Origin of the sequence: Pseudoalteromonas sp. 5Ae-yellow, assembly GCF_014077565.1 — a bacterium.
Lineage (GTDB): Bacteria > Pseudomonadota > Gammaproteobacteria > Enterobacterales > Alteromonadaceae > Pseudoalteromonas.
In genome coordinates this window covers 46,155-66,611 of sequence record NZ_JACGWD010000012.1, presented here as the reverse complement: position 1 = coordinate 66,611, position 20,457 = coordinate 46,155, and the positions used below count along the sequence as shown (strand labels likewise).

Genomic DNA, 20,457 nt, shown 5'->3' with positions numbered 1-20,457 from the left:
TATTATTTATATTTAATGCTACTTGTAGGGTAGCCAAATAGCACTCTACATTTAGCTTTTATTCCCGATGCCTTATAAACACTTTTCAATAAGTGCTCCCACTGATGAAACGTAATAACGACTGGGTTATTGCTATTAAGCTGCCCTATAATGCCGTATTTACAAGGCTTTGATTTATCTTCTTCCACAAAGGTGCCAAATAACTTATCCCAAATAATAAGTACACCTGCAAAGTTTTTATCAAGGTAGCCTGTATTTATTGCGTGATGAACTCGGTGATGCGAAGGCGTATTAAATACTTTTTCAAACCAGCCTAACTTACCCACTATTTGAGTATGTACAAAAAATTGATACGCCAAATTTAATGCAACCACGCTAAATACTGTTAGCGGTTCAAATCCGATTAAAATCATAGGTAGCCAAAACACCCACATACCGGCTACGGGGTACATTAAGCTTTGCCTAAATGCGGTGGTGAAATTCATTTTAGTTGAGCTGTGGTGCACCACATGTGCAGCCCACAACCAATGAATATGATGCGATGCTTTATGAAACCAATAATACAAAAAATCTTGCAGTAAAAATGCAAATGCAATACTTAATACACTCACTTCAATATCAAACAATCTATAGTCATACAACCAATTAAATAAAGGCATTAACAGCAGTAACGCAATAGCATCTGCGCCTTGGTGTAATAGCGCTAACACTGTATTTGCTAGGCTATCTTTTATGTCGTAATAGCGCTTAAACTTAATAAACTCACAGCAAACAAATATCAAAAATAACGGGCTAAGAGCGAGCAAAATAATTTCTGAGTTCATACTTTACCCGCCAAAAAATAATTATTTAAATTGTTTAACGCTTGGGTTATATCTTTTGTAATAGCATATTTAAGTAATGCATTTGGCATCCACCACGGAGCTGAGCAGCTTATGCAATAGTTAAGTTCGGTAACTAAAGTATTGATGTCTTTATTTGCAGTGAGGTATATATCGCCTCGATGATTAGCTACTGGTTTATCGCCTACTATTTGGTAACTGATCTGATTTTGATCGGCACTGATTATTTGCTCTGAAAAAGTTATTTTACCTATTTTCACTTGCCTAACAGATCCTTTTCCGCCTTCTATTTGCCCTTCGTCTTGTGCTTGTAGCAGCGTAAATTTGGCATTAAAAAATCGATGCAACTGTTGATGATCCAATAGTGTGCTTATTATTTGTTTTGGCTGTGCATTAAGCGTTTGTTTTATTGTTATAAGTATCATTTTTACAGCAAGAGGTTATTAGGCATTCAACTAGCATATAAAAATTTAACGTGGCAAACTTGCTAATACACGACTATTTTTTAGCTTTAGATGACAAATGCACACATTGGCTGATCATTACTTTTCAAGTATTCTTGATTACTTACAAGCGCAAGGCATTAGTACTAAAACGGCTTTGCACGCTATTAGCTTTGACGAATTTAGTAATCAACGTACCCATCAATTAGCGCCGCGTATTAGTTTAAATAGTTACAATGCCTTATTAGTTTATGGCAAAAAAACACTTAACGATCCTCTTTTTGGTTTTACCCTAGGTCAGCAAATTCGCACTGCTGACTACGGCGTTTTAGGTTACTTAATTGAATCAAGCGATAACTTAAGCAGTGCCATTAAAGCATTGTTAAGCTACGACAGCTTGGTGGCTGATATTGGTAAAGCCAAGTTTGAACTAAATACTGATACAGCAACTATTCGTTGGATTGCTCATCAAAGTTGTAATGAGCATGTTGTTTTACGAAACATGACCGCGTGGGTAAGTGTAATTCGCCAGTTAATAAATTTAACGCTTTCGCCAAGTAGTATTAGTTTCACTTATAATTGGTTGCCATCGCAAAGGCGCGCCCTTGAATCATGGTTTAAATGCCCTGTAAAAAGCAGTGCTGAATATAATCAAATTAGCTTTCCGAGCGATTATTTGACGCTGCCCTTTAAAACCGATAACGCCATTATTAATTCTACTTTTAAGCAATTGTCAGAGCAGCAACTCTCTAACTTTAAAAGCCAGCAGTGTATTGACGATAAAGTTAATCAGTTACTTACAGCTAAAACTACCTTGCAAAACTGCAACCTAATAGGCATAGCTGATGCGCTTAATTTAACACCCCGAACGCTACAACGACGCTTAAAACAACAAGACTTAACCTTTGCTCAGCTACTTGAAAAAGAACGTAAAAAACGTGCAGATACATTAATAGCCAGCATGCCACTTGCTGATTTATCTAATATTTTAGGATTTAAAGATCAAAGCTCTTTTAATCGAGCTTTTTTACGCTGGCATAAATGCTCGCCATTACAATTTATAAAATACAAAACAGCAAGTACAGCCAAGTAAATGCAAATTATTTACGTTATATAAACATAATATATATATGTTTTAGTTAATACTCTCTACACTAGGTGTATTATTGCTTTAAAAGATTTTTTATGTTTTTGCGTGTTTTATTAAGTGCTTTTGTATTTATTTTATATAGCCCCCTGTGTAACGCCGATTCGGTTACTTTTATAGCTGAAGACCTTCCTCCTTATCACTTTAAAAATCAGCAAGGTGAAGTAAGCGGCGCTTTAGTCGACATTGCCAAAGCAGTTGTGAAGCAAACAAACTTAACCGCTAATTTTGAAATAATGCCTATGGCCCGCGTTTTTAAGGAGCATAAAACAAATACCAACGCCATAATGTTGTCTTTGTTAAAAACCCCAGAGCGGATTAATAAATATACGTGGTTAGGGGAAGTGTATTTTGCAGATGCTTATTTAATTAGCTTAAAAAGCCATATAGATGAAGTTGTTCACTTAAATTTTGCTAAAGAGTATAAAGTAGCAACCATTCGTGGCTACCTGAGCGAAGCCTACTTAAAGCAAAAAGGCTTTACCGAAAATAACAACTTAATACTGGTCAGTTACTATAATCAACTTTGGCAAATGCTTTATAAAAACCGAATCGACTTTGTAGTAACTAATACACTTACACTTAATAACGAGCTAAAAAGCCTAGGACTCGATCCTAGCCTAATTACAAAACGAATTCATTTAAGCGATCTTCCCTCCTCACTTAATTTTGCAGCAAGTAATCAACTTAATCCTAAAACAGCTAAAGCACTCTCTGACGCATTAAGTAGTATTAAAGAAAATGGTGAATACCATGCCATTTTAAACAAGTGGCAACTTTTATTACCAAACACGACTAACTTGCAGCACTAACCATAGTTAAAGCCCGACATTAGTTATTGGCAGTGGTTATTTAGTTATTGGCAGTGGTTATTTAGTTATTGGCAGTGGTTATTTAGTTATTTGCTAAACGCGGCAAAGCAAACTACAAAATTAAAAATCTCCTCCCCCCCAAAATAGACTACACCTTAGCGCCAAAATCTACGTTAAACATCACTAAATGAATAGCCAAGCACATATAAAATACATACCGCAAACACTTCCATAAAAGCCGTTAAAAAACACCTAAACCAAATTGGTATAACAAAAAATCATTTAAAAAATATTTAATTTTACTAATTGGTAAGTTTTAATTGTTAAATTGGTATGCTAGATTGAGATTAAGCGATGCCTGTACCGCACAATTTTTACTTCATCACACAGAGACAATAATGATAAAAAATACATCCACATTTAAACTTACGGCTTTAGCCGTTATCACCCCTTTACTTTTTACCGCTTGTTCAAGTACCCAAAGCACTAATCAGCAAAGCGATGCGCCGGTACCTGCAACAAAGTTTGATTTATCTCACTGGAAAATAAATGTACCAGTGGATTTAAACAACGACGGTAAAATTGATGAAATAGATGTAGAAGAAATTCAGACTTACGCACACCCTGATTTTTTCTACCTTGATGAAAAAGGCTACATGGTATTTACCTCCCCTAATAAAGCGCTTACAAGTGCTAACTCTACTAATACCCGTAGTGAACTTAGACAAATGATCCGTGGATCAAATACTAAAATTAAAACTAAACACTCTAAAAACAACTTTGCTTTAGCTGTTCACCCGCTATCTGACAGATTTGGTTCTGTTGGTGGAAAAATGGAAGCAACATTAAAAGTAGATCACGTTGCGCTACGTGCTACCGACCCTGATAAAAAAGCAGCTTACTCGGTTGTTATAGGGCAAATTCACGCAGGTAAAGATCAGGCACTTATTGATACCAAGCTTGGTTATGGCTGGGGCAATGAGCCACTTAAAATATATTACAAAAAATGGCCAGGACATAAAACAGGCTCAGTTTTTTGGAACTACGAACGTAACTTAGCTAAAACGAATCCTGATCGTACAGACATTACTTACCCAGTTTGGGGTAATACATGGGAAAACCCTAACGAGCCAGGCGGTGCAGGTATTGCACTAGGTGAAGAATTTAGCTACACGGTAAATGTGTATAAAAATGTTATGCACCTTACATTTAGCGCACAAGGCAAAGAAGACGTTAATTACTCTATTAACTTAGGTAATAACGTAGATGCTTATGGCAAAGTGGACGAAAAAGACCATCCACATGGCTACGCTGCAGATTGGCATTACTTTAAAGCCGGCGCTTATAACCAATGTAGTACTAAAAGCGCGAAAGGTATTTGGTACCCAGGTTGTTTAGGTACTGGCGATTGGTCTACAGATAAACAAAATGGCGATTACGCTCAAGTAAGCTTTAGTAAACTAGCGTTAAGCCCAGCGACACCGCCAACAAAATAACTAGGCTAGTACAGCCTCAGATAAGTAATTTTTTAGTGATGTAAACAGTGGCGTTGGTAGATTATTAATATCGTACCAGCGCCACTTTAAACATTTATTAGGCTCTTTAAGCTCAGGCTCTCCGCCTTCAAAATCAGCTTTTACATACAGCGTAATATAGTGTTTGTTCTCTGCTGTAAAAATATCATTGGTAAAATCAAGCTTAGTAATTTTACTTACCTTTAAACCTGTTTCTTCAAACACTTCTCGTATTGCACATTGCTCAACACTTTCACCAAACTCTAAATGTCCACCAGGTGTTGCCCATGTATTAGCACCATGCGCGCCAATGCGCTCACCTAGTAAAATTGTGTTTTGGTGCTTTATGATAACCGCCACACCAACTCTTACTACGTTACTCATATCGTATTTTCTCTTATTTTTACTGCCCGCCATGCTGAACCACACGCTTTGTGTTGTCAATTTGGTATTTTTAAAACCAGTGTGTTGATTAACTTTTAGCCGACCAAGGTCGAATAGCTTGCTTACTAAAAAAAGCCTACATTTTGTAAGGTCTCTCACACACAAATTTAGCTTTAGGAGCCTTACATGTCAGGCGAATATAAACAGCAATATAATGCCTTTAAACAAAACCCAGCCGAGTTTTGGCTCGAACAAAGTAAAAATATTCCATGGTATAAACCCCCCACAAAAGTATACACACAAGACGACGACGGGCTTTACCATTGGTTTAGTGACGGGCAATTAAACACCAGTGTTTTAGCGCTAGACCAGCACGTTATTGCCGGATTTGGCGAGCAAACTGCACTGATTTACGACTCTCCAGTCACTAATACAAAGCAAACTTATAGCTACTCACAACTACAACAAGAAGTTGCTAAATTTGCAGGCGTAATACAATCGTTAGGTGTTATAAAAGGCGACCGCGTTGTTATTTATATGCCAATGATCCCACAAGCTGTTATTGGTATGTTGGCGTGCGCGCGCCTTGGTGCTATTCATTCGGTGGTATTTGGTGGATTTGCTGCACACGAACTGGCTGTACGCATTGATGATGCCAAGCCCAAGCTTATACTTAGCGCCTCATGCGGTGTTGAAGTAAACAGCGTTATTGAATACAAACCACTCATTGATAACGCAATAGACTTAGCTGCGCATAAAGTAGAACACTGCGTTATTTATCAGCGTCCACAAGTAACCGCCACTCTTAAGCCTAAACGAGACATAGATTGGACTCAGGCAATGCAAACGGCTGCAAGCGCAGATCCGGTGCCGGTAAATGGAGATGACCCGCTTTATATTTTATATACCTCAGGCACGACAGGCACACCCAAAGGCGTAGTACGCGAAAATGGCGGTCACGCAGTGGCAATGCAATACAGCATGGCAACCGTTTATGGTATGAAGCCCGGCGACGTATTTTGGGCAGCGTCTGACATTGGCTGGGTAGTTGGGCACTCTTATATAGTTTACGCACCGCTAATGTATCGCTGCGCGACCGTATTATATGAAGGTAAACCCGTTAAAACGCCCGATGCTAGTGCATTTTGGCGCGTGGTAGAAGAATATAAAGTAAATGCATTATTTAGTGCCCCCACCGCATTTAGAGCAATTAAAAAAGAAGACCCAAATGCCGATGGTTTTAATCAATACGATACCTCAAGCTTAAAACGTTTATTTTTAGCTGGCGAGCGGTTAGATCCTCCCACTTACGAGTGGCTTAAAGAAAAAACCAAACTGCCAGTGCTCGATCATTGGTGGCAAACAGAAACCGGCTGGGCTATTGCTTGTAACCCTGTAGGGCTTGAGTACTTAGCAACAAAACCTGGCAGCTCTACCGTGCCAACTCCAGGTTTTGACGTGCGAATATTAGATATGGATGGCAATGAATGCAAAGCTAACGAGCAAGGCGCCGTGGTAATTAAACTGCCACTTCCACCGGGTTGCCTACCAACAATTTGGCAAGATACTCCGCGCTTTAAAGCAAGCTACCTAAATGAATACGAGGGGTATTATTTATCTGGCGATGGCGGTTATATTGATGAAGACGGCTACCTATTTATTATGGGCAGAACCGACGACGTTATAAATGTAGCAGGGCATAGGCTTTCTACCGGCGAAATGGAAGAGATAGTAGCCGCGCACCCTGCTGTTGCTGAATGCGCTGTTTTTGGTGTAAACGATCCCCTAAAAGGGCAACTCCCTATGGGAATGATCGTGCTTAAAAATGATTTTATGGGCTCAAGTATCGACGTGGAAGAAGCACTTGTTTTAAGTGTTCGTAATCAAATTGGCGCTATTGCGTGCCTTAAAAATATAGTTAGCGTAGATAGGCTGCCCAAAACACGCTCGGGTAAAATACTGCGTAAAAATTTACGTCAACTAGTTGATGGCGAAGAACTACAAATACCTTCAACCATAGATGATGCCAGTATCTTTGAAGAAATAAACCAACAACTAACACAAAGATAAACCCAACCAACCTATCTAAAGCCATTTTTATAATGGCTTTTTATTTCATCCTTATATTTGATCCTTTGACTTAAGTTTAGGTTTAGTTTTAGTTTTAATTTAACCAATAACTGAAATTTTTTACGGCTTAATGCTTTCTTCTTTTAATAGCGTTATTAATTTAATCAATTTTAAAAGGAATGGTGTATGCCCCGCTTGCTACAAAAACTATTAACTACAGCCCTATTATTTATAGGCTTTGCCACACAAGCCTATGAAATAGAAGACTTAGGGGACGGCTTACACCGCTTTATAGACGACAGACACCGCTCAGTATTTTTAATCACTTCTTAAGGTGCAATTGTTACCGACCCGCTTAATAAAAAAGCCGCCACCTGGTTAAACGAGCAAATTAAAACTCGCTTTAACGTACCGGTAAAATATGTAATTTATAGCCATAATCACAGCGATCATATTTACGGCGCCGAGGTATTTAAAAGCCCGCACACCACGTTTGTAGCGCATAAACTCGCTGCGCAAGATATTAAAAACACACAAATGAAAACAGTAACGCCCAGCCTTACTTTTGATGATGAGCTACTACTTACCCTTGGTGATTCCTCAGTAAAACTTAACTACCATGGTCCAAACGATGGTCGTGGTTCGGTTAGTATATTATTCGAAAAGCAAAAAACGTTATTTGTAGTTGATTGGATTGTTATTGGCAGAATGCCGTGGCAAAAGCTGTGGAGTTACGATATTCAAGGCATGATTAACTCAACCCAAGCGCTACTCAAATATAACTTTGATACCTTTGTAGGCGGACATGCCGATATTGGCAGCAAGGCTGATGTAGCGCGCTATTTAAGTTATTTAGAGCTTTTATACAGCCAAGTAACAGCAGGCGTTTTAGCCGGTAATACGCTTGATGAAATTAAACAAAATGTAAAATTAGACCAATTTAGTGACTTTAAACAGTTTGATGCATGGTTACCGCTTAACATAGAAGGCGTGTACGAGCGTTTAATGGAAGAGTCTGGTATGGGTTGGCGCAGCGATTTATAAGCTTTAGTCTAATAATTATTGGTATTGCCGTATTTAACGCAATACCAATGTATTCATTAATTAGTTAAATAAAGTTATTACTGATCAAACCTTTTTAATCTACCTCAATTACTTTAAGCAGTAACCTACATACAAACCGAGTAAGTAATACTCCAATTGCATCTAGTTCATTTACACAAACCCACGCTTTGGGAATAAACATACTTTATAGGCTGGATATATTTAGGTATTTTAAAAACGTCTTAGGTTTACCAAGCATTCATAGGGATTTTTAAAGGTACTTGGCTACCATCTTCATTCTCTAAAAGTAATTGTAAAATCTCTCCAGACTCCTTGCGCATTAATTCTTTTGCTTCACTGGCAGGGCAGCCTGGAATTTTACAGCCTTCTATAGAAATGATTTCCTGTCCTGCAACAATCCCTGCTTTTTCAGCGGGTGAATTAGGCTCTACTTTTTTAATAATAAATGATGTTACCGTCGGGCTAAAAAAACCATCAGCGCCAACGTTCCCCACAACTCCAAGTTTAACCTTCTCTGCAGCCAAGGCATTGAAAGAAGTAATTGAGATTAAAATAATTATGAATTTGAACATATGAATTAACACTCCATGTAAGTCTATCGTTAATATTCTTTACTATTCATAGTTTTAACAAATTACTTAACACATTACTATCACTAAGTTTTTATATTCTCAGCGTTAAATTAAATATTTTTGAATGTAACAACCTAAGTATAAAAAAGTCTATTAACTAAAATCGACCACCACTTCATAACGCCCAGGCATGTCGTTTACTTCGTATACCCAACCGTGTCGTTTTATTATTTTTTCGCTTAACTCCAACCCTAAACCGTAGCCAATATTAGCGGGCTTGTTTGTGTTATTAGCACTGTGTGGCGTATCTGTTTGTGCGCTGCTATTTACTATAATTACGCGGCTACCTTGTTGAGTAATACGCACTTGCCCTTGTTGCGTATGCTGATACGCATTACGTATTAAGTTAGTAAGCACAATGTGGCATGCGGTGGTTTCGGTATTAATAGTTGTACTTTGGTTATCGGTATTTATAAGTACATCAACTTGTTTTGAATTGAGTAAATAATCGAGTTCGTTACTCAAAGTCGTTATTTTTTCGGCTAGGTTTACAGGCTCTGGTGCACTTTGCTGGTCGTCATTTCTGCTAAGCCACAATAACGTCTCGGTTAAATCGCTCATGGTTAAACCGGCGCGCTCTATTCGCTGCAGTGTAAGTTGCTGTTTGTCGCTTAAAGGTGCTTTTTCGCTTAAGCGGTTAAGTAATTCAACGTTGCTGCGAATAACCGAAATTGGTGTACGTAACTCGTGGCTCGCATAACTTAAAAAGCGCTGTTCTCGCTCAAGGCTGTCGTGAGCTGAAAGCAAGCTACTGCGTATTAGCGTTGCCAAGGTATTTAGTTCGTTATAGGTAAAGTCGGGCGGCGTGTTTTGTAAATTTTTTTGATTTAACGACTTAGCCCAACCGCGTAGTGACTCTACTGGCTTAGCTATTTTTTTCATTACCATAAACAAAAAGAAGGTAAATAAAGCAATGGCTGCAAAACCTGTTATGGCTATCAATGTCATACGGTGTATTGGTTTTACAGTTCCCATTCTTTTAGGGCGATCTTTTTCAAGCATAATGCGCGATATATAACGCGCCTCACCATTTGGGTTTTGATAGTAAACAACAAAAAACAAGTCTGCGGGCATAGCAAACAATGAGGTGTCATCTTTCATTTTTTGTAGTACGCCTGCTTCATTTGGCATAACTTCAAATTTTTGCTGTATTATTTCTGGCATGTCTTCCCAACGGCTTGCCACATTAAATCCAACAATATTTTTTGGCTGACCGTCTTCAACTTCAGTGGTTTGCGAAAGCTCAAACATAACTCCGTTTAACCCTCGGTCTAAGCCATCAATAAAATAATTAACACTTAAAAACGAAAAACCAATTGCCATTAATGAACTTAAAAGCACCATGGTGGCAAAAAAATACAACCTCAGGCTGGGTCTAATTTTCATGCTTGTGTCCCATTTTTTAATTTTAGCGCAAACCCTACACTGGGTATTGTTTCTAGTATGGCTTGGCAATGCGCCTGCTCTAGCTGTTTACGCAAATGATGAATATGCACTTTTAAGCTATTGCTGCCTGGCTGATCGTCTCCCCAAATTGCTTGCATAATTACCTGTCGGGTTACCGGTTTTTGCTGCTCTCGTACAAGCACTTCTAATAACTTAAAAGTGATGGGTGATAACTTTAAACTGTGCTCTTCCACTGTTGCTGTATGCGCGGTTAAATTAAGTGTTAAATTAGCAAATGTAAGTCGCTTAACCTCTCCACTTTTACGCTTTGCTAATACTTGAACCCGCGCTACTAGCTCTTTCATCGCAAATGGTTTTACTAAATAGTCGTCACTACCGGCTGCAAACCCCTCAAGCTTATTGTCGAGGCTATCGCGCGCTGTCAGCATTAATACTGGTATATCAATGCCTTGCTCACGCAATGATTTACACATGGTTAAACCGTCCATTTTGGGCATGTTTACATCTAATATAATCATTTGATATTGATTACGTTCTATTAAATTTAAACCCATTACGCCATTGCTTGCATGGTCACACTCTATTGACTCAATTTCGAGATAATCAACAATGGTGGTTGCCAAATCTATGTCGTCTTCAACCAGTAGTACGTTTATCATTAAGAGGCTACTTCCTGCGTTTTATTTTTAGCACCTAGCGATATTAGCACAGCATCAATACCGCGTTTAGCATCGGTTTGAATCATCAATAATGCAGGTATAAGTATTAAGGTAATAACCGTGGCAAACAAAATACCGTAGCCAAGTGATGCCGCAGCAGGAATTAAAAACTGTGCCTGCATTGAGGTTTCGCTAAGTAGCGGCACTAAGCCTGCGTACGTCGTAATTGAGGTAAGTAATACCGCACGTAATCGGCTCGTACACGACTCAACTATGGCATCGTGCGTGCTCATGCTCTCTTCTTTTACTAGTTCGTTAAAGCGTGAAACAAGTAATAAGCTGTCGTTTACAACTACCCCACTGAGCGCCAAAATACCATTTAACGACAATATACTAATGGTTAAGTCGTTCCACCAATGTCCTAAAATAGCGCCCACAATGCCAAACGGAATTGCTACCATAATCAACATAGGTTGAATGTACGATTTAAGCGGAATAGCCAGCAACACGTAAATAACTAATAAAGCCGCTACAAACATAGTGCTCATTGAGCTGGTGGTTTCGCTTTGTTGCTCTGCCTCTCCTGCAAAATACACACTTAAGTTAGGAAATTGCTGTGTTAACTCTGGAATTAAGTCGCGCTTTAAGTTAGCAACTAACTCGTTTGGAGCAATCACGTTTTTATCTACTTGGGCGCTTAAATAAATTGCACGAAGTCCATCAATGCGGGTTATTTCATCTTGCTGATATTCACTGCTTACTGTGGCTACGTTAACTAAAGGGACAACGGTGCCATCAGGCAGGCGAATACGCGACTGCATTATATCGGCAGGTGTTTTACGAGCATCTTCTGGGTAGCGTACACGTACTTTAACTTCGTCTTTATTACGTTGGTAGCGCTGTACAACTGCACCACCAAAGGCTTGCAGTACTTGCTTTGATAAACTGGCTGTATCCATGCCAAGCGCGCGCCCTTGTGCATTTAGGGTAAATTTAAGCTGTGGCTGACCTGGGTTTAAGTTGTCGTCTATTCCGTTAACGCCTGCGGTATTTTGTAAGCGCTCCTTAAATAGTGCGCCCGCCGCCATTACGGTTTCGTCGTCCCACGCTTTAAGTTCAACTTTAAAGTTATCGACCATTTTACGCATGGCTAATATTTGTAATTTTTTACTGCCCTCAAGGCTACCTGCTACGCGCTGCCATTCTTGAGCAAATTCGCTTGCTGTAAAAGCGCCTTCGTTTAATAGCTCAACGCTTACTTCACCGCTGGTGTCGCTGCTACTAATGACTTGTAGGCTGGTTATTTCGCTTTTGTCAGAGCTCAACTTAGTCATTAAGTTTTGCTCAGCTTGTAATGCACTTTGCTCAAGCGTTAGTAAATTTGTATTTGTTTGCCCATAAGCGGCGTCGTTTTGCATAACCAAATCGGCTGTTACGGTATCGCCTGCAATACTTGGGAAAAAACCAACTTTAACTGTGCCTGTCATCGGCATGCCAATAACTAATATAAAAAAGGCGATAAACGCAGCCACTACGGCGTATCTAAAGCGCAGTGAAAATTCAATAACCTTGCAGTAAATGTTTTTACTAAACCAGTTTAAGCCGCTATCGGCGCCATGTTGTATTTTTGACCACAGACCTCCTAAGCCTTTTTTAACTTGGCGTTTAGTACTTATGTGGGCTAAATGCGAGGGTAAAATAAGTTTTTGATTCAACAACTGAAAGCAGTAAACAAATAGTCACTACAGTGGCAAATTGAGAGTAAATTTTACCTAAGTTACCTGACACATTCGAAAGCGCCACAAACGCAGCCACCGTGGTTAACACCCCAAATATTGTTGGCACAGCAACCTTCATGGTGCCTAAAACTGTATTATTTAATGTATCGCCATGCTTTTTACGTGTGGTGTAAATACTCTCGCCTACAACAACGGCATCGTCTACCACTATGCCCAGCGCCATAATAAAGCCAAAGGTGGTCATTTCGTTTATGGTCAGTGCGGTGTAGCCATCGGTCATAAAATAAAGCGTGCCAAAAAATACAAACGGCAAGCCACCAGCCACCCACAGTGCTACACGTACATTTAAAAATATGGCAAGTATTACAAACACCATAATAATACCGGTCACCGCATTTTTAGTAAGTAGCGATAAACGCTCGGTGATCATGGTGCTTTTGTCGTGCCAGCTTTCAAGCTCTACATTTTGGGGTAATAAACCGCTTTCGTGCCATTTATCTATTACGCTATTAGCTTGTTCAACAATGGTAGTTATATCGCTGTTATCGCCCATTAAAATTTCAACGCCTACGGCATTTTGTTGGTTATAACGGCTTAATGAGTTGCTATCTTCGGCAAATGAGTCGGTAACGGTTGCTACATCGCCTAACTTAATTTGTGTGCCTGATGCGGTTCTTAACAATACAATATTGGCAAAGTCGCGCTGCCAGTAAGCTTGGTCGGCGGCTTTTAAGCGTATAATTTTACTGCTATCGCGCAAACTAGTCGAAAGCGGGCTTGATGACTCATTGTTAATGACCTCACTTACATCACTAATAGTTAAGCCATACGCTTGTAATTTACCTTCGTCGATTTCTATGGACATCATCGGGTCGAGCACACCCGATTGCTCTACGTCGCTAATGCCTGATTGCGCTAATAAATCGGCTTTAAGTTTTTCACCCAGGTTTTGTAATGTATGGCGATCTGCATCCCCAAAAAGTTGCAGCGTTAATGCATGATCTTGCCTACGGGCTTTATCAATAACAGGTTGCTCAGCATCTGCCGGAAAGTTATTAATAGCGTCAACTTGGTTTTTAACGTCAACAAGTAACTCATCGAGTGAGTAATCAGTACTTTTTTCAATGCTTACATGGCTGCCGCTAGCATCGGATGTAGAGGTAATACGTTTAATACCCGATACGGTTTCGAGCGCTTCTTCTATTTTTAACGCTATTCCTTCTTCGGCTTGCAATGCATCGCCACTGTCGAAAACCACCGATACCGAAATAGTATCTGGCTCTAAACTCGGAAAAGCCTCTTTACGTAAAGTCGTAAGCGACATAATACCCATTACAATCACACTAACTAACAATAAGTTAGCGGCAACAGAGTTATTTGCAAACCAATTAATAATACCGTGCAGCGGGTTATTATTACTGGGTATTTGAGGTGGTTGATGAGGGCTCATTATTATATCTCCTCAACTATTGGATTTACTTTCATGTCGTTTAAGTAACTAACAAGTGGGCGCGCCACCACTTTTAGATTTTTAGCACCATCTACTGGCGTAATATATACGTAATTCCCACGCTCAAATACTTTATTAGCGTGTGTGCTTACTAAGCTATTTTGATCATTTACGTACCAAATTAAGCCATCTTGAGATACCGCCGAAGCAGGCAGTTTTATTACGTTAGTTAACTGCTTACCGGCAATTTCTACCGCTAAAAATGTGCCTGGTAACAATGGTGTTGCTTGCTCAAAAGGTTTATCTAGCGCAACCACTACCCTGCGCTGGCGAGAGCTTTCGTCTAGGTGTTGTTCAAAACGCTCAATGTAGCCGTTCCATTTAGTATTAGTGGTTACATCAGTTAAAATAACCTCGCCTGATTTATTATTTGCTAGGTTTTGCCACTGACTTAATGAAAGCGGTACCGTTATTTCTACTTTGTCAGTGCTGTTTAGCGTGGCAAGCGTATCGCCAATACTCACATAAGTACCTAAATCTATATCGCGCGATAAAATAACAGCGTCAAATGGTGCACTTAACTGGGTGTTATTTACATCACGCTGTGCGGTTTTAAGTGCATATTGTGCTTTATCGAGCGTAGCTTGCGCGGCTTCTAACTGCAGCGTTCTAAATACAAGCGGCGAGCTTGGCGCTTGCGTAACGCCTGAGCGATCCCATTCACGTTTTGCTTGATTACCTAAATCTTGTTCTTCTTGCAGTGCTAGTTTTGCATCAGCCAATGTTGCTTTTGCGCTAGCTAGAGCTTGTAAGTATTCGGTGTCATCAATTTGTGCAAACACCTGCCCTTTAGTTATTAAGTTACCGGTCGAAAATTGCTCGCTCATACTGGTTACTTCGCCTTTAACTTGTGCTTTTAAGCTAAATGACCAATGCGCTTTAGCTTCACCGTGGCCGCTAACATAAGCCTGATAAGTGCTCGGAGCTGCATTAATTACCGATACATTTGGGGCAATAGCTTTAATAGCGGCTGGTTGTGGACTATTTGCTTTTTCAACCATTTTTTGACCGTTATACATAATAGCAAGCCCTATACAAACAATAGCAACAAGCGTTACAACAACCGGTGTTGGCGAAATTTTCATGACGATACTCCAAGGCCCAAAGCGAGGCCTAAATCTATGCGGTTAGTTAAAAGGGTGTAGTTTATTTGGCTAAGCTGGGCTTGCAGGTCGTATACTTTTTGTTGCACTGTTAGCAAATCTAAAATATCAACCAAACCTTGTTGATACTTACTTTGATAGTTACTAAAGCTGCGTTTAGCGCTAGCAAGTGCATTGCTAATTTGCAGTTGCTGCTCGGTTAATGATTGCTCCTGCCCGAGTGCATTTTCAACTTCGTTTACCGCACTTAGCAGCGTATCTTGGTACTGCCAAAACGCTTGCTCGGCATTTAATTTTGCAATATCAACTTGCGCACGCAGTGCTCCACCTTCAAATAAAGGGGCACTTAAACTGCCTAATAAACTCCACACTGGGCTAGTTAATAATGCTTGGCTTGGCGTGCTTGCTAAATCACTCAGTGATGCCGAAAGCGAAATACTCGGTAGTAGCTCTTTGTACGATACATCAACCAAGTAATGCTTTGCCTGAATGTTGTAATAGGCACTTTGTAAGTCAGGTCGGCGCGCTAAATCTTGCTCTGGTAAGGTACTTAATGGCTCAATAACGCTTGGTAGAGTTAATGTACTTGGCAGGTTTTGAAGTTTATCAGTGCCTACAATTAGCATTAAAGCACGCTTTGCTTTTGCTATTTGTTCTTTGTAATCGGCAATGGTTGCGCGAGTAGATGCCGTGCTAGTACGGGCGGTATCAAGCGCTTCTAAATCACCTAACCCATATTGGTAGCGCTCTACAATACTTTGCTCATTATTTTGTAAAACAACTAAACGTTGCTTCTCTATATCGAGCAAATTTTGCTGCAAAATAATATTTAAATAAGTACGAATAACACTCGCTACTAATGTGTCTTTAGCGCCTTGATAAGTAGCTTGGTTACTGGCAATAGTCATATCTTGCGCGGCTACGTTGTCAGCAATTTTTTGCCATATATCGGCTTCCCAGCTTATACCTACTGATGAGCTATATTGCGTGCCTTCGGTTTCACTGCGCTGCGCGTCAAATCCTGCATCTACACTAAACCACTGACTTGCAGCAGTTACATCACGCTGCGCATAAGCTAATTTTAATGCAACATGCACTTGATTAAACGATGGGTTATTAGTAACAGCTTGCTCAATAAGCGAATCAAGCCCTTCAATATCCACCAAATCGGTAATGTAATTTACTTGCTGTGCGTTATTTTGCGTGTACTGCCAGTTTGTATGTTGTTTTAGCGACTGCTCAGTACTATTACCTTGATAGCTTGGCTGACTACTACATGCAGCAAGCGTACAACTAAGTGCAAATAACAAACTGGTTGAGTGCTTTTTAAAATAAACCATTTAACTATGCCTAATTCGTACTATTACACATAGCTTATTAGGGCAAGGGTTAAGAGTGGGTTAAAGGAGTTAACTTACTTTAGACAAATTAGTATTTGCCTCGCTTAGCCAAATTACGTAGCCTTTGGCAAAAATACTCATTCAAAACCCACATGCATAAATTAATTTTTACCCTTTTTTTAATACTCCCTACGTTATTGCAGGCTCAAGTCACTTTAAGCGATAAAACGCTTATTTATAGTGGTCAAATCAACAAACAAAATAACAATACAGCAGCTGAGCTGTTAAAAAACAATCCCACAATTAATACCTTTACTATTACCAGCGGCGGCGGAAACATAGCTTTAGGAATGGATTTAGCCGAGCTAATTTTGGCGCATAAATTAACCGTAAATATAAAGCAGTTTTGTTTTTCATCGTGTGCTAATTATGTGTTGCTTGCTGGGCACCCTACTACAATAGAACCTAATGCAATTATCGGTTGGCATGGCGATGCAGCCTCAGCAAAATGGTTAGACAGTGATATTGATGCCATGGTAAAGCATTTAGAAGAGCCGCAAAAAAGCCAAAAGTGGGAAGAATTACGTGCTCATTACGATGAGATAATTAATAAAGCAAGCCTGCGCGAAAAAGCCCTATACAAAAAATTAAACGTAAATCATGATTTATTCACTGTAGGGTTAAAACCCAATTTACGCAGCGCAGCTATAAAGCAACGTGCCCGTGGCTGGACTTATTCACCTAAAGTGCTTAACTATTTTGGAATTAGCAATATTAGCTATAATAATTGGCAACCTCGCTCAGCTAAAAACTTCCCCCTTCTTATTATTAACGATCTTAAATAATTAATTGCTACCCCTCCATTTAGTAACACTCTCTTATTTGCAATATAAACCCTGTTAAGCGCAGGGTTTTGCTTTTTAGGGACATTTTCAACCTCAATTGAATACTCAATATTTATAATACAAATACAGATTAAACTTTTAAATCTAATTGATATCAGTTATCATTCGCAACATCATTAACTTTTTATATTAACAATAATGAACAAGCTAATTAAGTTTACCCCAATATTATGCGCCCTTGCTTTAGCTGGCTGTGGTGGTGGCTCTGGCAACACAGCCCCGCAGTTTGCACAACCTAATTTAAGCTTTACTGTAAATGAAGACACTCCATTTACTGCTCAAGTAACAGCCACCGACGACGATACCCTTAGCTACACACTTGCTAATGCACCAAGTAACGGCACTATAGCAGTAGAAGCAAATGGTCAATTTACGTATACGCCTTTTAGTAATTATTATGGCGAAGATACCGCGACAATTAGCGCAAGCGATGGCAACTTAACAGCAAATGTTGTAGTACGTTTTAGCGTAGAAAATGTTAATGATGCACCACAGTTACTAACCACTAATGTGTTTGTTACCTCTTCAACCACCACACAAGGGATTATTACTACGCAAGATTTAGATGGTGACACCGTAACTATTAGCTTAATTACACCACCTAGTAATGGTGTAATGAGCATAAATAGCACCACGGGTGAATTTACCTATGAGGCACAAACTCTAAGCAGCATTGATGAGCAATTTGAAATTAGTTACACAGATGGCCTAATTAGCGAGCCATTAACTGCAATTATTTCGTTAAGCCCTTCTTATGTAACTAACGAAGACAAACTTAATTATTACTACAGTTCTAGACTATCTCATCTAAAACAAGCAGATGAACTAAGCGCAAATATTACTGACGAACTGTCTCGTTACGATATATACGCAACCCAAGCTGCGGCCTATGCGCGTGCAGGATTTTTAGATACTGCTAACGACTATTTAGCACTTATAAACGAGCAAACGGCGCGTTCTTCGGCACTAAAAGATGTGGCGCAAGCACTTGATGAAATAGGCCAAACAGAGCAAGCAAACGATTATCGCGTTCAAGCGGTAGCGGCCTACAACCAATACTTAGCTGATAAAGGTTTCGATAACATTGCCTCATCAGACGCATCAGCACTTTACTCTTTAGTAAAAAGCTACCTAGACGCCGATCAAGTCTCGCAAGCAAGTAATTTGTTGAATACAATTTCGTTATACGCTGAGCAAGTACGCGAAGACGAATACACATCAAGCTATGGCTACTTTTTAAATAGCGTACGCTTATCAATAGATGATGCCCTACAAAGCTATGCACAAAGCCTAGATGAAAGCGATTTAACTCAAGCCAAATTACTTGCCAATAACTACGCGCAACTTGCGGTAAAAACGGGTTACAGACTTGTACGTAGCGGCGAATACGAAGGCCAACCATGCGAGCAATACAAAACGTTGCACGGGGCTTGGGCTGCGCAATACCTTTATAGAGCTGGCGAATTTGAAACAGCAAAAGATTACACTAACCAAGTCCTTGCTATGTATGACTCTACCGGTTTTGATAGTAACTACGCCTACTCAGCGTCGCCATACAGCGCCGCTACATTAGATAACTACACTTACCCTATTCAATTTTTAGCGGGCTTAATTGAAGGCTTATACCAAAGCGACGAAAACCCAGCAATAACGCTGTCAGACAGCGAAACCGATATAAACAACGCGCAAGAGCAAGTATATGGCTTTAATATAGCTAACCGCCTACTTGCCGGTGAAGATATAACAAGTGCCGCAGCACAAGCTCGCAACTTTTTTACTGAAAATGGCGATTACAACGAATTTTTTAGAGCACTTACCGAACTTGATAACGTCCCAGGCACAGGCCTAATTTTAAGTGAGGCCGGCAGAAACGACTTAGCACAGCAAGTATTTACCTATGCGGGCGATTTTTTAGCCTCTGATGAATACATTAGCAAAGAGTCATCAACCACGTTTTTAACGGGTTTCAAAGGCTGTAAGTCATTAGTAAGCTTAACAGCGCGAGTTGGTGGTGATACAGCAAGTGCGGCTAATAAATGTTTAACCATACTTAATACGCTTGATGATGGCGACATACGCACGCTAAGTAATAGCTCATCAATTACGGCGCATAATCAAGTAATAGTATCGCTAATTGAAGGCGGCTTAGCGGAGCAAGTGGCCGGTGTACACAATCAACTACTTAGCTATATTGCACTAGATGAAGATACCGAAGACAGATTTGAAGCCCGCCTAGAAACCTTAGGTTACTTAGTTAATGCAAACCAAACATCGCTTGCAAGCACCACTTTAAATGATGCAATTACAGAAATAACACCTGCGTTAAATGAGTTAACAAGCGATCAGCTAGAAACTATTTTAGCCGCTGTTAAAGCCGAAGTAATTGGTTTAGAAGAAGCTCAAACAGGTGAATTTTTACGTTATTCTATGCTTTCAAGTATGGGTTCAAACGCAGCGAACATTAGCGACTTTTCAGCAAATTATAGTAATGCAAAAACACAAGCTAGCACGCTTTTAAATACGCTTGAGCCTCTTATTTTGGGCTTTGCCGATACAATTATTGCCGACAACATGGCAGACTTAGTTAACAGTTTTACGTTAATTAACGATATTAGCAAAGCACAAAGCTTAATTAGTAACGGGGTTAATGGCGAAGCCGATCAGCTTGAGCTTTACATAGGCATGACCAACTTAGTCGCCTCTCGCGATGACTTTAGAGGCATAGCGATAGCAAGCGTAGATACCGACCACGACGGCTTACCTAACTTCTTTTTACCTAACACCAGCGATGAAGACATAGCCTTAGCAGGATTAATTGCCGACCAAGATGCCGATAACGATGGCGTCATTGATAGCGAAGACACTACCCCACTAGGTATTTAAAT

Annotated in this window: 14 protein-coding genes and 2 pseudogenes; 7 read left to right on the top strand and 9 right to left on the bottom strand. The window is 39.7% G+C overall.

What is annotated here, in order from left to right:
- Positions 1-2: 2 nt before the first annotated feature.
- Together H4J63_RS05515 and H4J63_RS05510 are read right to left on the bottom strand one after the other, a co-directional pair.
- Entirely contained in the window at positions 3-824 is an 822-nt protein-coding gene (locus H4J63_RS05515; protein WP_024605805.1) for a sterol desaturase family protein, read from the bottom strand.
- Positions 821-1,267, bottom strand: a complete 447-nt coding sequence (locus tag H4J63_RS05510) for an SRPBCC family protein (protein ID WP_024605806.1) — start codon at positions 1,265-1,267, stop codon at positions 821-823. Before H4J63_RS05510 ends, H4J63_RS05515 begins: the two co-directional genes overlap by 4 nt.
- Before the next feature lie 97 nt (positions 1,268-1,364).
- On the opposite strand from H4J63_RS05510, the gene H4J63_RS05505 reads away from it, so the two are divergent.
- The 3 genes from H4J63_RS05505 to H4J63_RS05495 all read left to right on the top strand — a co-directional run bounded on the left by H4J63_RS05505 (position 1,365) and on the right by H4J63_RS05495 (position 4,740).
- Positions 1,365-2,378 carry an AraC family transcriptional regulator gene (locus tag H4J63_RS05505; protein WP_024605807.1) on the top strand — a complete coding sequence of 338 codons (1,014 nt, stop codon included), beginning with the start codon at positions 1,365-1,367 and terminating at the stop codon, positions 2,376-2,378.
- Positions 2,379-2,470: 92 nt separating this feature from the next.
- Entirely contained in the window at positions 2,471-3,244 is a 774-nt protein-coding gene (locus H4J63_RS05500; protein ID WP_182195098.1) for an ABC transporter substrate-binding protein, read from the top strand.
- A 398-nt stretch (positions 3,245-3,642) separates the two neighbouring features.
- Positions 3,643-4,740 (top strand): polysaccharide lyase family 7 protein, encoded by a 1,098-nt coding sequence (locus tag H4J63_RS05495; protein ID WP_024605809.1) that lies wholly within the window; start codon positions 3,643-3,645, stop codon positions 4,738-4,740.
- On the opposite strand, the gene H4J63_RS05490 is transcribed toward H4J63_RS05495, so the two are convergent.
- The gene (locus tag H4J63_RS05490; RefSeq protein ID WP_024605810.1) at positions 4,741-5,142 is read right to left on the bottom strand and encodes an NUDIX hydrolase; all 402 of its coding nucleotides are present in this window, start codon (positions 5,140-5,142) and stop codon (positions 4,741-4,743) included.
- Between the two features lie 186 nt (positions 5,143-5,328).
- Between H4J63_RS05490 and H4J63_RS05485 the strand changes: the two genes are divergently transcribed.
- Positions 5,329-7,212, top strand: coding sequence for a propionyl-CoA synthetase (locus H4J63_RS05485; protein ID WP_182195096.1), 1,884 nt, complete (start codon positions 5,329-5,331; stop codon positions 7,210-7,212).
- Positions 7,213-7,398: 186 nt separating this feature from the next.
- Positions 7,399-8,256: pseudogene (locus H4J63_RS05480) on the top strand (MBL fold metallo-hydrolase).
- Between the two features lie 248 nt (positions 8,257-8,504).
- Here the strand turns inward: H4J63_RS05480 and H4J63_RS05475 are convergent.
- The 6 genes and pseudogenes from H4J63_RS05475 to H4J63_RS05450 form a co-directional block, all read right to left on the bottom strand.
- A complete protein-coding gene (locus H4J63_RS05475) occupies positions 8,505-8,849 on the bottom strand; it encodes a PDZ domain-containing protein (protein WP_182195093.1) in 345 nt (114 codons plus the stop codon).
- Positions 8,850-9,002: 153 nt separating this feature from the next.
- Positions 9,003-10,295: a HAMP domain-containing sensor histidine kinase gene (locus H4J63_RS05470; RefSeq protein ID WP_182195089.1), complete on the bottom strand. Its 1,293-nt coding sequence runs from the start codon at positions 10,293-10,295 to the stop codon at positions 9,003-9,005.
- Positions 10,292-10,975: a response regulator transcription factor gene (locus H4J63_RS05465; RefSeq protein ID WP_182195086.1), complete on the bottom strand. Its 684-nt coding sequence runs from the start codon at positions 10,973-10,975 to the stop codon at positions 10,292-10,294. Before H4J63_RS05465 ends, H4J63_RS05470 begins: the two co-directional genes overlap by 4 nt.
- Positions 10,975-14,164 (bottom strand): annotated as a pseudogene (locus tag H4J63_RS05460) (efflux RND transporter permease subunit). The gene H4J63_RS05465 and the pseudogene H4J63_RS05460 overlap by 1 nt, the downstream one beginning before the upstream one ends.
- A 2-nt stretch (positions 14,165-14,166) precedes the next feature.
- Positions 14,167-15,309, bottom strand: coding sequence for an efflux RND transporter periplasmic adaptor subunit (locus H4J63_RS05455; RefSeq protein ID WP_182195083.1), 1,143 nt, complete (start codon positions 15,307-15,309; stop codon positions 14,167-14,169).
- Positions 15,306-16,667 (bottom strand): TolC family protein, encoded by a 1,362-nt coding sequence (locus H4J63_RS05450; protein ID WP_182195080.1) that lies wholly within the window; start codon positions 16,665-16,667, stop codon positions 15,306-15,308. Before H4J63_RS05450 ends, H4J63_RS05455 begins: the two co-directional genes overlap by 4 nt.
- Positions 16,668-16,819: 152 nt before the next feature.
- Here H4J63_RS05450 and H4J63_RS05445 point away from each other — a divergent pair, with 152 nt between their 5' ends.
- Both H4J63_RS05445 and H4J63_RS05440 read left to right on the top strand, forming a co-directional pair.
- Entirely contained in the window at positions 16,820-17,512 is a 693-nt protein-coding gene (locus H4J63_RS05445) for a hypothetical protein (RefSeq protein WP_259365578.1), read from the top strand.
- A gap of 198 nt (positions 17,513-17,710) precedes the next feature.
- Entirely contained in the window at positions 17,711-20,455 is a 2,745-nt protein-coding gene (locus H4J63_RS05440; protein WP_182195075.1) for a cadherin-like domain-containing protein, read from the top strand.
- Positions 20,456-20,457 lie beyond the last annotated feature (2 nt).